The sequence below is a fragment of the Nonomuraea sp. NPDC049309 genome (assembly GCF_043196965.1).
Classification (GTDB): Bacteria; Actinomycetota; Actinomycetes; order Streptosporangiales; family Streptosporangiaceae; genus Nonomuraea; species Nonomuraea fastidiosa.
Map to the genome: position 1 here is coordinate 141,496 of NZ_JBICSH010000007.1, position 15,196 is coordinate 156,691.

Below are 15,196 nucleotides of genomic sequence, written 5' to 3' on the forward strand. Positions count from 1 at the left end.
CTCGGCGCATGAACGGGCCAGACCTGCTCGCTTGTTCACTTATCGCTCACCGATTCTCGTGCCCGGGGGGTCACTCGCCAACTCCTCTTCGCTCGGTCGTACGGTCTGCGCCGCGAAGCCCGCGACCACCACACCGGCGAGGGCGAGATAGGCCCGCCGCCCGGCCGCGCGCAACTGCCCGGGATCGACCACCTCGGCGCCGCCCGGCGCCAGGTCGTCCTCCCAGGGGACCCTGACGATGGCCCGGCACCTGCCCCTGGCCACCGACTCCGCCTGCTCGACGTCGGCCATCGAACGCCTGCTGACGCCGTTGACCACCATCACCGCACGCCTGCGCAGCTCCGCGCAGCCATGCCCGTCGAGCCACTCGTACGTCATCGCGACCGCTTCCGGCGCCTCCTCGCTCGCCGGCACCACCAGCACGAGCTGGTCGGCGTACGGCAGCAGCCTGGCCGCCAGCGCGGCGGCCGGGTCGATGACGGCCAGCTTGTAGTGGCGGTCGAGCAGGCGCATGGACTCGCCGATCCGGCGGTCGGAGAAGAAGGACCGGTCCGCGAGCCGCTGCTCGGCGCCCGCGTCGGTGTCCGCGCTGATCACCTCGAGCCCCGAGGCGGTCCGCGTGGTGTATCCCCTCATCGTGAGATAGCCGCTGACCCGGTCGAGACCCGACAGCAACGACGTCAGGGTCTCCGGGGTCTCCGGCTCGATCTTGCTGGTGAGCCCGCCCCCGCCGGTGCTCGCGTCCACCGCGACCACCCGGTCGTCCCGGTACTGCGCGAACGTGTGCCCCAGCATGAGCGCCGTCGTGCTCTGCCCGGCTCCGCCGGTGCAGCCCAGCACGACGATCCTGCGGCTGCCGCTGAACACGGCCCGCGCCCGCGCCTCGTCGATCTCCGAGCCGTCCGTACGGACGCCGGCGCCGCCGACGACCACCTGGGCGATCCGCCGCCAGCCGCCCGAGTCGCGCCCCACCACGGACTCGACCCTGCGCACCCGGCCTTCCCCGGCCCTCGGCCCCGGCACCGGCGCGACCCCCCGCTGCCGCTGCCCCTCCCGGTCCCCGGCCTGGCCGGCACCGGCCTCAGCGTGCCGCGCGGCCGCGTGCCCCGGTTCCTGGGCGGCCGCCGACGTGTGTCCGGGTTCCTGCGTGCCCGCCGCGCGCCTCGGACGTTCGCGTACCGGCCGCTCAGAGGTCCCCGCTCGACCGGTATCCTCGCCCGAGCGCTCGGCAGCGGCCTCCCTGTGCGCACGACGCTCCCGCTCCAGCGGGATCACCTGAGCTTCGGCCGCCTCGGCCTCACGGGCGGCGACCACCCGCTCAGCCGCCTCCGGCTCATCACCCGCGGCCGGGCGCCCAGCCGCCTCACCGCCGGCCTCGGAACGCGACCGCACGCGCACCTCGCCAGCCCCACCGGCAGCCGCCGGCTCACTGCCCGCGTCCGACCGCCCAGCCGCCGCCTCACCGCCGGCCGCAGAGCGCGGCCGTGTGCGGGCCGTGGCCGCCGGCTGCTCGTCCTCGGGCGCCTGCGGGGCCTGCTCGCCGTCCGCCGGCTCGGCCGCGTGCTCACCGCGACCCTCCTGAGCCGTCGCATCGGCCGGGTGGCCGGCGGTCTCATCGGCGACGGTCACCGCCGTGGTTTCGTGCTCGACCGCCGACTCATCGTGAGTCGCGACGGCCGCAGGGGCCGGTTCCCGGTCGGCCCGGTCGTCTTCGGTGGTCTGCGCGGCCGCCGGCTCCACCGTGCGCTCGCCGGGATCGCTCGCGGCCGAGCTCGGCTCGACAGCAGCATCCTTCTGCCGGTCGGAACCCGCCTGCTCGGAAACCGGAGCGTCCCGGAGGTCACCCACCGGGTCCGCCGTCGCAGCGCCTGGCTCGCCGTCGTCGGCCTCCGGGGAGGCCGCGCGCTGATCGTCGCCGACTCGAGCTTCCGAGGAGGCGGCGCTCCGAGCGTCGTCGGCCTGCTTCGCGTCGTCGGCCTGCCTCTCTGCGGATACGGCCCGCCGGCCGTCTGCGCGCAGCACCACGTCCTGGGAGATGTCCTGCGCGGCGTCCTCACCGACTGCGGACCCGCTGTCGCTCTTGTCAGCGGACGTGGTGTCGTGGGCCGGCGGCTCGCCCGCCCCCGCACGCTCCGGCGGCCTGGGCCCGTCCGCGGGCATCTTGGGGAGCGGCGGGAGCACGTCGTCCGGATTCGGCTCGACGGCCGACCGCGACGCGGCCACCGGCGACGTGAACTCCAGCGACGCCGAAGCCGGCGGCGCGGACTCCGCTGACGCGGCTTCTGCAACGCCGGCCTGGCCACCTGTGGTCTCTGTGGTCGCGCCCGCCACGTCGGCACGGCCACCCGCCGCACCGGCCGGGCCGTCCCCGCGGCCACCGGCCGCACCGGCCGGACCGTCCCCACGGCCACCCGCCGCGTTGACCAGACCGTCCTGATGACCACCCGCCGCGTTGACCAGACCGTCCTGACGGCCACCCGCCGCGTTGACCAGACCGTCCTGACGGCCACCCGCCGCACCGGCCTGACCATCCGCGCGGCCACCCATCGTGTCGGCCGGGCCGCCCGCGGTGTCGGCCCGGTCCCCGGTCGCGTCGGCCGGGGCGACGTGTGGGGTGTCGGCGCGGCCTACCGGCGTGTCCGGCGAAGCCGGGACGAGGTCGGTGGTGTCGGCAGGATCGGCGGTCTGGGCGTCGTCCTTGCGGCGGGACAGGTGCGGGGCGGGCTTGGCGTTCTGGTTGAGCGGGGGCCAGACGCGGTGCGTGCCCGACAGCAGCAGCGCGGGGTTGAGCCGGGGCGGCTGGCCCCTTCTGTGCTGGTCGCGGGCGATCTCTTCCTCGTGCCGTGCGTCCCGCGTACGTACGTCGCCCTCGGCATGGGACGGCGCGTCCGCCCGGGGCACCGGGTCGGTGCGGTCCGCCGGCTCGGACGGCGCGTCGGCGCTGGCCGCCAGCTTGCGCAGCCGCCGCAGCGCCTCCGTGTCGATCGGCTTGCCCCCTACGGAGCTGCCGTCCGCAGAGCTCGCCGCTCCGCTGCTCCTCGCCCCAGGGCCGTCTGCGGAATGCGCCGCCTCGCCGGAGGCGTCGGCCAGGGAGCCGCGCCCCGTCCCGGCGAGAGCGGTCTGCTCGGAGCCGCGCCCCGCCCCGGCGACGGCGTCCGGCTCGGAGCCGCGTCCCACCCCGGCGACGGCGTCCGGCTCGGATCGGCGCCCCGCCCCGGCGAGAGCGGCCGGCTCGGAGCCGGAGTCGTGCGTCACCTCGGCAGGGCCGTCCGCCGCGAAGTCCGTCGGTTCGGCGAAGTCCTCGAGATCCGGAGGTACGGCGGGGTCGGCGTCGCGCGGCACGGCCCGATCGACGGGGCCGGCGTCACGAGGCACGGCCCGACCGGCGGAATCGGCGTCACGAGGCACGGCCCGACCGGCGGAATCGGCGTCACGAGGCACGGCCCGACCGGCGGAATCGGCGTCACGAGGCACGGCCCGATCGGCGGAATCGGCGTCACGGGGCACGGCCCGATCGGCGGCCCCGGCGCGGCGGGCGGTGCCGACGACCTCGTCCACGAGAGGCACCGGCTCCTGAACCCGTCCAGAGCCCCCTGAGAGCCCCTCCTCGCGCCGTACGGTCCCGCCCCCGGCCCCAGTGCCCGCGGGCATCCCCGAAGCCTTCAGAGCGGGCGCTGTCCCCCTGCGTGCCCCCCACCCCGTACGGGTGGACGCCGGCTCGGCCACGGGCGCCTGCGATGCGGCGGCGGCAGCGGCGGCGACGGCGGGACGGACCTGGCGCGGCCCGGTGACGGGACGGCCCGCGCGGCGGCGCTCCGCCTGGCGTTCCTTGCGCGCCGTCTTGGCGACCTTGCCCGCCCGGGTGGCCTTGGTGGCCTTGGCGCGGCGCGGCGCGGCACGCCAGACCCGCCCGGAGAAGGTGATGACGTCGGGCTCGGAGGAGGGCGCGAGGCGGTACCAGGCCTTGGGCTCGCCGAGATAGCGCAGCTGGGACTCCAGCAGCTCGGTGAGGCGCTTGCCCTCGATGACCGGACGGGTGGACAGCCAGGTGACGATGCCGGGCGGCACCAGGAAGAGCACGTGCCAGGGCATCTCCACCGGCACGCCGACCAGGACCAGCAGGAGGGACCACGGTACGAACACCCCGACGAACACGCCGATCCAGACGATGGGCAGCGGCATCGGCAGGCGCAGGTCGTACAGCTTGTAGAGCCGCTTCTCGATACGCCAGATGTTCGTATACGTGGGCAGGTCCAACGCGGTCCTCCTCTCCACCCGCTCGTTCATGACCGCCGGAGAACGGTCTCAACCCTTACCTGATGCCTAGTGCGCCCGCGATCGCCCGCGCCGTCACCTCGATGATGTTGGGAACGTAGAAGATCACGCCGATGGCCACGGCCAGGATCAGGAACTGCACGAAGCGGGTGATCTCCCGCGTGAAGAGGAAGAACAACGCGACCACGGAGACGACCACGAGGAAGAGCGGCGCGAAGAACGCCCGCAGGAAGTCGGCGAGGCCCCCGGTGTCGATGCCCGTGGAGGTCGGCGTCGGCGTCATCTCCATCAAGGTGAGCGCTATGGTCTTCAAGATCACTTCTTGTCCTCCCGGGGGGTACCGTTCAGCAGCGCGGCCGTGCGTCTATCCAACGGATCGGCCGCCGCCGCGGATGTCGGCGACGAACCATTTGTCGCCCTGCTTCTCGACGGTCAGCCGGTAGGCCTGCTCCAGCGTGCCGCCGACCGCGGCGGGGTCGGTGGCATCGGGAGAGGGCGTCGCAGTGCCGTTCGGCACGGCCCACACCACGACCGCCTGAATCTCTCTTGTGGCACCCCCCACAGGCACCACGACTTCCTTGAGCTGCGAGAAGGTGAACGCGCCGCCGAAGCTGGGCAGGCTCTTGCCGGCGGCGACGTAACGCTGCAGCCCGGCGGTGTCGCCGGATGCGTATTCCTTGAAGAAGCCTTCGAGCTGGGGCTTGAGCTCTGCCGCCGCCGCGTCGTCGGTCTCCGGTCCGGCGGCCTGGGGCACGTCGGCCGGTGCGGGCGCGGGCAGGATGGCGGGGCGGCCGGAGACCGCGAAGCGCCCGCCGGGGTCGCCGGAGTAATAGATGGGCACGGTGAGGATCATGCGGCGCGGGCCCGACTGGAAGGCCACGCTGACCACGGCGTTGTGGGCGTCGCTCACCTCGATGTCGTACGGCTGGATCGCGACGGCGGACAGCTTGCCGTAGCCGTCCCAGCCCATCTGGGGATCCATGCCCGCGGCGAGGAATGCGGCGAGCTTGCCCGACCTGCTCGCGGCGTCTTCCGGGCTGAAATTGAGATAGACCCCGGCGAACTGGGCGGCGAATGCCATGCCCCGCCCGGTCGGGAATCCATGGTCGGCCGGCGCGGCGGCATTGGACGTCGCAGGCTCTTGTTGGGTAAACCGCTCAAATGGGGCACGAATCCCATTCACCACGATAACCACAATAAGCGCCCATAGAATGACGCGGCCGGTCCACACCAGCCAGCGGCCGCCGCCACCCGACCAGCCGCCGCGCCGCGGCCTGCGCGGTGGCGGCGCGTCGAAGTCGGCTGCGTCAAGGGTTGCGGGAAGCCCGGGGCCGTCAGCGATCCGAGGATCGTGGACGGTAGACCTACGAGCCATCACGCCTCCGCTCGCGCCGATCCCCCCGGCTGGCGCGGTGTCGTCCAGTGCCGATCCCCATCATCCGCGGTGAAGTAGTCACCCTATCCGGTCTCCGCCATTCTTCCAGGAAAGCCACGCCCATGCTGCGGCATGACAGTCCGCACGGCAAACCGAACCTGCATGACAGGCCACAGTGCCGATTCCTGTCAGTTCCCGGAAGAAAGGCCTTTTGACCAGGCCAGACGCCTAAAAACCGGTAGCGCGGAGGCCACGGATTCCTGTCCAAAACAGGCATGGACTGTCGCGACCTGCGGATTCGGCATGAGTCGCACACAAGGGACCAAGTACCCGCTGCGAGCCCCGCGCCATCGGGGCCGGGACGGGTCTCGCCCGGCGAGCCCGCACGGAAGGCGCCGACCAAGCTTCCCCCGGCGCGTCCTGGTCACACCCGGCGATCCAGCCCTGCGGGTCACGGTCGCGGGCGGCGCTCTTTCGCCCGGCGCATCGAGGTCTCGCCGCTGATCGGCCGGGGTCCGTCCGGCACGTCAACGCCGTGCCAGGCGATCGGCCGGAGGTTCCGCGCGGCGGCCGGGCGGTGGCGCCGGTCCGCCGGGCAGGTGCGGCCCGGCGGAAGTGCCGTGCGGATCGTCTCCGTCAGGCCGGTTCCGGGTCCTGGCGGCTGCGCGCCTGGCGGCGGCTGTGCAGGTCGACGACGGTCGGGCGGACGGTACGCTCCAGCGAGCCGCGCAGGTCGGCGAGCATCTCGGCGGGCTCGCGCTCGCGCATGCGGGTGATCATCTCGTTGCGCTCGTCCACTTTCCTGCGGAGGTACTCCTCGCGGTCGACGCGCAGGCCGTACATGAGCTCGACCCTGATGAGGGCCAGCTCCTCCTCCAGGCTGATGCCGGTCAGTGCGGGTGCCGGGCGTCGTTTCCTGATGATGCGCCGGATCATTGAGGGCCTCCCGAGTCAGCGTGAACGCCGTGACGATTCGACGCGCGGGGGCCCAAAACGGTTGACGCGTCAGCTGTCCCGGCGGCAGGTATCCGGCCGCCACCGGGAGATCACGCGCCGAGACGGGCTGCACCGCCGACCGCCGTCGGTAACCTACCGCAAGGCAAGATCACCTACGGTGATTGGCGGCGGCCGGGGTGTCAGCGGCTGGCCAGGCCTGTCGCGGTGGCTTCAGCGACACGACAGGCCGGGCACCAAGGCGTCCGCGACGCGACGGACCAGGCACCGGAACGTCCGCGACGCGACAGGCGGGACGCCGAGGCGTCAGTGACGGTGACCGGTCAGACGTTGAAGCGGAACTCGACCACGTCTCCGTCCTGCATGACGTAGTCCTTGCCCTCGATCCTGGCCTTGCCTGCGGCGCGGGCGGCGGCGATGGAGCCGGCCTCCACCAGGTCGTCGAAGGAGACCACCTCGGCCTTGATGAAGCCGCGCTGGAAGTCGGTGTGGATCACGCCGGCCGCCTCGGGCGCGGTGGCGCCCTTGCGGATCGTCCAGGCCCTGGCCTCCTTGGGACCGGCCGTCAGGTACGTCTGCAGGCCCAGCGTCTCGAAGCCGACCCTGGCGAGCTGGCGCAGCCCCGACTCCTCCTGGCCGACCGACTGCAGCAGCTCCAGCGCCTCCTCCTCGTCGAGCTCGACGAGCTCCGACTCGATCTTGGCGTCGAGGAACACCGCCTCGGCCGGGGCGACCAGCGCCGACAGCTGCTCCCTGAGCGCGGTGTCGGTCAGCTCGTCGGCGTCGAGGTTGAACACGTACAGGAACGGCTTGGCGGTCAGCAGGTGGAGCTCGCGCAGCTCCGCGCTGTCGAGACCGCTTTCGAAGATGGTCTTGCCGGTCTCCAGGACGGACTTCGCGGCCTCGGCGGCCTCGAGAGCGGCCTTCTTGTCCTTGTTGTGGCGGGCCTCCTTCTGCAGGCGCGGCAGTGCCTTCTCCACCGTCTGCAAATCGGCCATGATCAGCTCGGTGTTGATGGTCTCGATGTCGCGCTTGGGGGAGACGTCGCCGTCGACGTGGGTGACGTCGGGGTCGCTGAACACGCGGATGACCTGGCAGATCGCGTCGGTCTCGCGGATGTTGGCGAGGAACTGGTTGCCTCGCCCCTGGCCCTCGGAGGCGCCCTTGACCAGCCCCGCGATGTCGACGAACTCGACCTTGGCGGGCAGGATGCGGGCCGAGCCGAAGATCTTGGCCAGCACCGGGAGCCGGTCGTCGGGGACGCCGACGATGCCGACGTTGGGCTCGATGGTGGCGAACGGGTAGTTGGCCGCGAGCGCGTTGCCGGACTTGGTCAGGGCGTTGAACAGCGTGGACTTGCCGACGTTGGGAAGCCCGACGATGCCGATGGACAGACTCATCGGAGCGGCTCCGTCTCTCGCGGAAGTCTCTGACTGCTGGTGGTCGCCTCGCTGCGCTCGTTCACGGTCAGCGAGTTTATCCGCTGGCGACGTACAGACAGGTAACCGGACGATGGCCACCGGCGGAGCGGAGGTAGTGGCGCGAGCGCCGGGGGCAGTCGCCGGGCGAGGCGGTGAACGCGAGGACCTTCGCCCAGGCGCGCGGATCGCCGCAGGGGACGCGGACGAGCGCGGACCTCGCGGTCACCTCGGCGGGCGGCCTGGCCACGCAGGCGCCCTCCTCCAGCACCTGCCCGCCCCGCCCGAGGCAGACGACCTGGGGGCCGGCGTCGAGCGTGTCGAGGGTGCCGGGAGGGCAGGCGTCCTGGTCGGTGACGATCGCGATGGCGCGGCCGTACCAGCCGGGGCCCGAGCAGGGGTGCTCGCGGCCGTCGAGCGAGACGCAGTCGCCGGGCCTGAGCAGGCCGCCGCCACCACCGGGCGCGCCGGGGTGCGGTTCGAGGAAGTTGCGCACGCACGCGGTCCTGCCCTGGCCGACGCGCAGCACGTCGTCGGTGTCCTCCGGGCAGTCACCCGGCCCCGGCGGGTCGGGGGCCATCGCGATCACCTCGGAGCTGCCGCCGTTGCACGCGGTCAGCGCGTACTCGGCCGTCACGCACGCGCCCGGCGACCAGCGCAGCACGGGCCGCTGGGTCTCGCGCCCGCTCGCCGGCGCACATGCGATGACGGCCCCGGCCAGCGCGATCAGCACGGACGTCACGGCCCCGCAGGCGGCCGCCGCCTTCGCAAGCGTGTCCATTGCTTCACTCTGCGTGACCGCGAACCCGCGGCACAAGCGGAACGCCCAAGCGTGTCGGGAAGAAGCCAGGGCCCAAGTTTTGCCATCATCGCTGGGATGGACGTCGTCGCGCTTGTCATCGGTCTCGCCATCGGGCTGCTCGTCGGTTTCCTCGTGGCGCGCACCCGCGCGGCGGTGCGGGTGGCCGAGGCGGACGCCAGGGCCAAGGCCGCCGAGGAGAAGCTGGCCTACGTCGAAGAGCAGCTCGCCGAGCGCTTCCAGGCGCTGTCCACGCGTGCGCTCGACGTGAACAACGTACGTTTCCTCGAGCTCGCCGAGACCCGCCTGGCCGCCACCCGTGCGGAGGCGGCCGGCGAGCTCGAGCAGCGCAAGCAGGCCGTCGAGCACCTGGTCGAGCCGCTGAAGGACGCGCTCGCCCGGGTCGAGGAGCAGCTGCGCGACACCGAGACGGGCCAGCGGGTGGCCAGGGCGGAGCTGGCCAAGCAGATCGAGCTCGTCAGGCAGAGCAACGAGCAGCTGCGCGCCCAGACGACCGCGCTGGTCAGGGCGCTGCAGCGGCCCGAGGCGCGGGGGCGGTGGGGCGAGCTGCAGCTGCGCAGGGTCGCCGAGATCGCCGGCATGCAGCGCTACTGCGACTTCGACGAGCAGGTCACCGAGGGCTCCATGCGGCCCGACATGGTCGTCAGGCTCGCCGGCGGCAAGAACATCGTGGTCGACTCCAAGGTCTCGCTCGCGGCCTATCTGGAGGCGGCCGAAACCGACGACGAGGCGATCGCATCGGCCCGGCTCGACGCCCACGCCAGGCACGTGCGCGAGCACATCGACCGGCTCGCGGCCAAGTCGTACTGGCAGGGGTTCAACCCGTCACCGGAGTTCGTGGTGCTGTTCATCCCGGGTGAGGCGTTCCTCGCCCCGGCGCTCGAACGCGACCCGGGCCTGCTGGAGTACGCGATGGCCCGCCGGGTCCACATCGCCACCCCGACCACGCTGATCACGATGCTGCGCACCGCGCACTACGCCTGGCAGCAGGCGGCGCTCAGCCAGAACGCGCGGACCGTGTTCGAGCTGGGCAAGGAGCTGTACGAGCGGCTGGCCTCGCTGGGCAGGAACGTCGAGTCGCTGGGCCGGGCGCTGACCCGGACCGTGGAGGCGTACAACAAGTCGGTCGGATCGCTCGAAAGCCGCGTCCTGGTCACCGCGCGCAAACTCAACGATCTGGGCGTCGTGGACGGCGAACTCGACACACCCGAGATGCTCGAAGGGCTGCCCAGGCCGCTGGCCTCGCCCGAACTGCTCGAAACCTCATCTCCGATAACCCACGCGAACGGTAAGTTGGCCAACGGGTCGCAGTAAATGGGGGTGGGCCAACCGTGGCTGAGAAGGGCAGGCGTTCCGCCGTCAGGCTGACGGCTCGTGGTGCCATCGCGCTCGCCCTGGTCGCCACTCTGGCGGGCTACGTGCTCGCCGCCCTGCTCGGCATCGAGCACATCGTGGGGGCCGCGTTCGTACTCGCGAGCACGCTCGGCGTGCTGATGGTCAACAAGCGCGATCTGCTGTCGCTGGTGGTGACGCCGCCGCTGACGTTCTTCTGCGCCACGCTCTTCGTCGAGCTCGGGCGGGCGTTCGGATCGGTGTCGATCGTGCAGTCGCTGGCGCTCGGCCTTTACACCTCGATGACGCGCGGCGCGCCGTGGCTCTTCGCCGGCTCGGCCATCGTGCTCGGCGTCGCCTGGCGGCGCGGCCTGCGCGACAACGTACGCGAGCTGCGTGAAGAGCTGAAGGCGGGCGCCGAGGCGGCGCGCCCGCGCCAGACGTTCGTACCCGAGCCCGAGGGCTACTTCGAGCCCCGGGTCTACGGCACCCCGCGCGGCGAGGACTGACGGCCGCCAGGCCCCGTCTAGGAGACGACCCGCAGGTCCTTGCGCAGCTCGTGGGGCAGCGCGAAACGCATGCTCTCCTGCACCGGCTCGACCTCGGTGACGTCGTCGAACCCGTGGCGGGCCAGCCGTGCCAGCACCCCCTGCACCAGCTCTTCCGGCACCGACGCGCCGCTGGTGACGCCCACCGTGGTGACGCCTTCGAGCCACTCGTCCTGGATGTAGTCGGCGTTGTCGACGAGGTACGCCGCGTCGGCGCCGTAGTCCTTCGCCACCTCGACCAGCCGCTTGGAGTTGGAGGAGTTCTCCGAGCCGACGACGATGACGAGCTGCGCCTCGGCCGCGATCTCCTTCACCGCACTCTGGCGGTTCTGCGTGGCGTAGCAGATGTCGTCGCTCGGCGGGTCGAGCAGGTTGGGGAAGCGCTGCTTGAGCCGCGCCACCGTCTCGGTGGTCTCGTCGACCGACAGCGTGGTCTGCGACAGCCACACCAGCTTGTCGGGGTCCTTCACCTCGACCTTGTCGACCGCGTCGAGGCCGTCGACGAGCTGGATGTGCTCGGGCGCCTCGCCCGAGGTGCCCTCGACCTCCTCATGGCCCTCGTGGCCGATGAGCAGGATCTCGTAGTCCTGCTTGGCGAAGCGCTTGGCCTCGTTGTGCACCTTCGTCACCAGGGGGCAGGTGGCGTCGATCGTGCGCAGGTTGCGCCGCCTCGCCTCCTCGTGCACCGCCGGCGAGACGCCGTGGGCCGAGAACACCACGATCTGGCCCTCCGGCACCTCCTCTGTCTCGTCGACGAAGATGGCGCCCCTGGCCTCAAGGGTCTTGACGACGTGCGTGTTGTGGACGATCTGCTTACGGACGTAGACCGGCGCGCCGTACTGCTCCAGAGCCTTCTCGACCGCGACAACGGCTCGATCGACTCCGGCGCAGTAGCCCCGTGGCTTGGCGACGAGGACTCGGCGGGAAGTGGGGGTCTGGGGCTCCATACTTCTTATGCTACGTGGAGCGGCCATCCGGCCTGCGCGTGCATGCCGGCCCGCCTTGCGCCAGACTGGCCGTTCAAAACTGACCTCCCAGGGAGACGTACATGTCCTTCAGCGACGTGCTACGCAACATCGCTAAGACCGTCACCAACAAGGACGAGCTTAAGGAAAAGGCTAAAGACCTGCCGTTGCTCGTCGTCCAGACCACGCTGAGCGCCGCCGGGCAGGCGCTGCTGCTCGTCGATCGGATGAAGAACTCGATCAAGGGGCTGGGCTCCAAGGAAGAGCAGGAGGAGGAGCGCGAGACCCGCACCTCCACGGCCGAGCAGATCGCCGCCGGGCCCACCGAGACCGAGGCCGCATCCGAGCAGGACAAGCCGGCGCGCAAGGAGCCGGTCATCTTCGCGCCGCGGCCCGAGCCGAACGGCGTCGCCAAGACCAAGCCCGACCCGGTCATCTTCGCCCCCGCCAAGACCGAGCCCGCCAAGACCGCGCCCGCCAAGACCGCGCCCGCCGCGACCGAGCCCGCCACCGAGCCTGCCAAGCCCGAGCCCGCCGCCGAGACGAAGGCGCAGACGACCGCCACCGAGGCCACCGCGAAGCCCGCGCTCACCGAGACCGAGCCCGCCGTCGCTGAAGCCGCTTCCGAGAAACCGGCCGCTGCCAAGAGCTCCAAGCCGAAGGCCGCCGAGGCCAAGCCCGACGAGACGAAGCCCACCGAGACCAAGCCCACCGAGACCAAGCCCGCCGAGACCAAGCCCGCCGAGACCAAGCCCGCCGAGACCAAGCCCGCCGAGACGAAGGCCGCTGAGCCGGTGGCCGCGCCCGAGCCCGCCGCCGCCACCGCGGAGCCCGCCAAGGCCCCCGAACCCGCCGCCGCTCCCGAGCCCGCCGCCCCCGCGAAGGTCGATCTCGCCGAGCCGCTGCCCGGCTACTCCCAGCTCACCATCGCCTCGCTGCGCGCCAGGATGCGCGGCAAGACGGCCGAGCAGATCAGCGCGTTCCTCGAGTACGAGAAGGCGACCACGGCGCGTCCCGAGGTCATCCGCATGTTCGAGAACCGCCTCGCCAAGCTCCAGGCCGCGGAGTGAATCGCCGCGGACCCCGTAGTCTTCCGGCATGACCTCGAAGACCTCGCCCGAGTCTCCCCTGCCGATCCGCACGGTCCTGCAGATGGTGGGCGGCTGGATCGGCAGACTCGGCACGGTCTGGGTGGAAGGTGAGATCACCGAGCTGAGCGCCCGAGGCGGCACGGTGTTCCTGACCCTGCGCGACCCGGTCGCCAACGTGTCGGCCAGGGTCACCGCCCCGCGCGGCGTGTACGAGGCGACGGTGCCCAGGCCGTCCAACGGCTCGCGCGTGGTGATGCACGTCAAGCCCGACTTCTGGGTCAACAGGGGTTCGTTCGCCTTCACCGCGCTGGAGATGCGCCCCGTCGGGGTCGGCGAGATGCTGGTCAGGCTGGAGCGGCTGCGGCAGCTCCTGGCCGCCGAGGGGCTGTTCAACGCCGACAGGAAGCGGCGGCTGCCGTTCCTGCCCGGCACGATCGGCCTCATCTGCGGGCGCGAGTCGGCGGCCGAGCGCGACGTGCTGGAGAACTCCCGGCGCCGCTGGCCCGCCGTGACGTTCAAGGTCGAGGAGGTCGCCGTGCAGGGGCCGTACGCGGTGGGCGAGGTCACCGAGGCCCTGCGCAAGCTCGACGCCGACCCCGCGGTCGAGGTGATCGTGATCGCCCGGGGCGGCGGCTCGCTCGAAGACCTGCTGCCGTTCTCCGACGAGACGCTGGTACGCGCCGTCGCCGCCTGCCGCACCCCCGTGGTCAGCGCGATCGGCCACGAGCAGGACAGCCCGCTGCTCGACCTGGTGGCCGACGTACGCGCCTCCACGCCCACCGACGCCGCCAAGAAGGTGGTGCCCGACGTGGGCGAGCAGCTCACGCTCATCCGCCAGCTCCGCGACCGTGGCCGCCGGGTGCTGAGCGGCTGGCTCGATCGTGAGATGTCCTGGCTGACCTCCGTACGCTCGCGGCCCTCGCTCGCCGACCCCGTACGCGAGCTGGAGCGCCGCGCCGAGCAGGCGGAGGCGCTGCGCGACCGGGCCAGGCGGGCGCTGTCGGCCTCGCTGGACCGCGCCGAGGACGACCTGACCCATCTGCGCGCTCGCCTGGTCGCCCTGTCCCCCGCCGCGACGCTGGAGCGCGGCTACGCGATCGTGCAGCATCCGTCGGGCGAGGTCGTACGCCTGGCCAGGGACGTCAAACCCGGCTCCCGCTTGACGATCAGGCTGAGCGACGATCGGCTGCACGTACGCACCGAAGAGCCCGGCGAGGCGGAATGAACCCGCGCGGAGCGGCGTCCGGCGTGGAGGCCGGTGCGCGGCGGCGGGAGCGGCGCGGAGGGGCCGTCAGGTGAGGATCGCTTCGGCGAGCAGGGTCAGGCCCGCCTTGATGTCCTCGGTGCTCATGCCGCGCTCGCGGCGCTGGTAGGCGATCAGGCCGGCGCCGGTGGCGGCGAGCAGCGCGTCGGCCACGTACGCGGCGGGCAGGCCGGGCCGCGCCTCCGACAGCAGCCCGGCCAGATGCATGTGGTACAGCAGGTAGGGGCCCGTTCCGGCCTTCGACTTGCGGCTGCGTTCCAGCATCACGTACAGGGCCTCCTGAGCCACGACGCGATCGACGAGCGCGTGCAGGAACGCGAGCGCGCGCTCGCGGGGCGGCGCGCCGGGACCGAGCGGCGGCGGGCCGGAGATGAAGGCGTCCTGAAAGCGCCGCTCGTGGTCGTCAAGCAGCGCGAGCAGCAGTCCCGTACGGTCGCCGAAGCGCCGGTAGACCGTGCCCACGCCGACCCCGGCCGCGCGGGCGACCTCGTCGAGCGACAGGACCTCGGTGCCGTGCTCGGCGAGCATCCTGGCCGCCACGTCGAGGATCTTCCTGCGGTTGCGCACCGCGTCGGCGCGTTCCTGCTGGCTTTGCCCGACGACGGGCAGGAATCGAGATTCCCTCACGGACCGAGCATACCCGTGACAAACGGAGGATCTTCCGGTTACCCTGCCTCAAACGGAGATTTCTCCGATTAGCCGAGAGGGAGCGGAAGCCATGAACGACTTCAACGCCAAGATCATCGAAGAGTTCCGGGCCAACGAGGGCCGGGTGGGCGGCATGTTCGAAGGCCAGCCGCTGTGCCTGCTCACCACCAAGGGAGCCAAGAGCGGCAAGGACGTCACGACGCCCGTCATGTACCTGAAGGACGGGGACGACTACATCGTGATCGCCTCCAACGCCGGCGCCGACAACCACCCCGCCTGGTACCACAACCTACGCGCGACCCCGGAGGCCACGCTGGAGGTGGGCACGGAGAAGTTCTCCGCCAAGGCGTCCTTCGTGGAGGGCGACAAGCGCGACCAGCTCTACGCCCGCATGGTCGAGCAGGCTCCGACCTTCGCCGAGTACGAGCAGAAGACCACCCGCCGCATCCCCGTCGTCGCCCTCACCCCCACCGCCTCCTGATCCGCAGCCATCACACGGAGAGGCC

At 71.9% G+C, this 15,196-nt stretch carries 13 protein-coding genes; 5 read left to right on the forward strand and 8 right to left on the reverse strand.

The window, feature by feature from the left end; genetic code table 11:
* Positions 1–39: 39 nt before the first annotated feature.
* From ACGFIM_RS35005 to ACGFIM_RS35030, 6 genes are all read right to left on the reverse strand, one after another.
* Positions 40–4,257, reverse strand: coding sequence for a TcpE family conjugal transfer membrane protein (locus ACGFIM_RS35005; protein WP_393209626.1), 4,218 nt, complete (start codon positions 4,255–4,257; stop codon positions 40–42).
* 55 nt (positions 4,258–4,312) lie between these two features.
* On the reverse strand, positions 4,313–4,564 hold the full coding sequence (locus ACGFIM_RS35010; protein ID WP_364069128.1) for a hypothetical protein: 252 nt from the start codon (positions 4,562–4,564) through the stop codon (positions 4,313–4,315).
* A 75-nt stretch (positions 4,565–4,639) separates the two neighbouring features.
* The gene (locus tag ACGFIM_RS35015) at positions 4,640–5,461 is read right to left on the reverse strand and encodes a conjugal transfer protein (protein ID WP_393209629.1); all 822 of its coding nucleotides are present in this window, start codon (positions 5,459–5,461) and stop codon (positions 4,640–4,642) included.
* A gap of 825 nt (positions 5,462–6,286) precedes the next feature.
* Positions 6,287–6,586 (reverse strand): hypothetical protein, encoded by a 300-nt coding sequence (locus ACGFIM_RS35020; RefSeq protein WP_393209632.1) that lies wholly within the window; start codon positions 6,584–6,586, stop codon positions 6,287–6,289.
* A gap of 341 nt (positions 6,587–6,927) precedes the next feature.
* On the reverse strand, positions 6,928–8,004 hold the full coding sequence (gene ychF / locus ACGFIM_RS35025) for a redox-regulated ATPase YchF (protein ID WP_393209634.1): 1,077 nt from the start codon (positions 8,002–8,004) through the stop codon (positions 6,928–6,930).
* 76 nt (positions 8,005–8,080) lie between these two features.
* Positions 8,081–8,803: a hypothetical protein gene (locus ACGFIM_RS35030; protein WP_393209637.1), complete on the reverse strand. Its 723-nt coding sequence runs from the start codon at positions 8,801–8,803 to the stop codon at positions 8,081–8,083.
* 96 nt (positions 8,804–8,899) lie between these two features.
* Between ACGFIM_RS35030 and ACGFIM_RS35035 the strand changes: the two genes are divergently transcribed.
* A complete protein-coding gene (locus ACGFIM_RS35035) occupies positions 8,900–10,156 on the forward strand; it encodes a DNA recombination protein RmuC (RefSeq protein WP_393209640.1) in 1,257 nt (418 codons plus the stop codon).
* A 17-nt stretch (positions 10,157–10,173) separates the two neighbouring features.
* Positions 10,174–10,683 carry a DUF6542 domain-containing protein gene (locus tag ACGFIM_RS35040; RefSeq protein ID WP_393209643.1) on the forward strand — a complete coding sequence of 170 codons (510 nt, stop codon included), beginning with the start codon at positions 10,174–10,176 and terminating at the stop codon, positions 10,681–10,683.
* A gap of 17 nt (positions 10,684–10,700) precedes the next feature.
* Here the strand turns inward: ACGFIM_RS35040 and ACGFIM_RS35045 are convergent, their stop codons facing one another.
* Positions 10,701–11,669 (reverse strand): 4-hydroxy-3-methylbut-2-enyl diphosphate reductase, encoded by a 969-nt coding sequence (locus tag ACGFIM_RS35045; RefSeq protein WP_393209646.1) that lies wholly within the window; start codon positions 11,667–11,669, stop codon positions 10,701–10,703.
* 101 nt (positions 11,670–11,770) lie between these two features.
* On the opposite strand from ACGFIM_RS35045, the gene ACGFIM_RS35050 reads away from it, so the two are divergent.
* Positions 11,771–12,757: a hypothetical protein gene (locus tag ACGFIM_RS35050; RefSeq protein WP_393209649.1), complete on the forward strand. Its 987-nt coding sequence runs from the start codon at positions 11,771–11,773 to the stop codon at positions 12,755–12,757.
* 28 nt (positions 12,758–12,785) lie between these two features.
* Positions 12,786–14,003 carry an exodeoxyribonuclease VII large subunit gene (gene xseA, locus ACGFIM_RS35055; RefSeq protein WP_393209652.1) on the forward strand — a complete coding sequence of 406 codons (1,218 nt, stop codon included), beginning with the start codon at positions 12,786–12,788 and terminating at the stop codon, positions 14,001–14,003.
* A 66-nt stretch (positions 14,004–14,069) separates the two neighbouring features.
* On the opposite strand, the gene ACGFIM_RS35060 is transcribed toward xseA, so the two are convergent.
* The gene (locus ACGFIM_RS35060) at positions 14,070–14,669 is read right to left on the reverse strand and encodes a TetR/AcrR family transcriptional regulator (protein ID WP_393209655.1); all 600 of its coding nucleotides are present in this window, start codon (positions 14,667–14,669) and stop codon (positions 14,070–14,072) included.
* A gap of 91 nt (positions 14,670–14,760) precedes the next feature.
* Between ACGFIM_RS35060 and ACGFIM_RS35065 the strand changes: the two genes are divergently transcribed.
* Complete coding sequence (locus ACGFIM_RS35065; RefSeq protein WP_393209658.1) at positions 14,761–15,171, forward strand: nitroreductase family deazaflavin-dependent oxidoreductase; 411 nt, start codon at positions 14,761–14,763, stop codon at positions 15,169–15,171.
* The last annotated feature ends 25 nt before the right edge of the window (positions 15,172–15,196 follow it).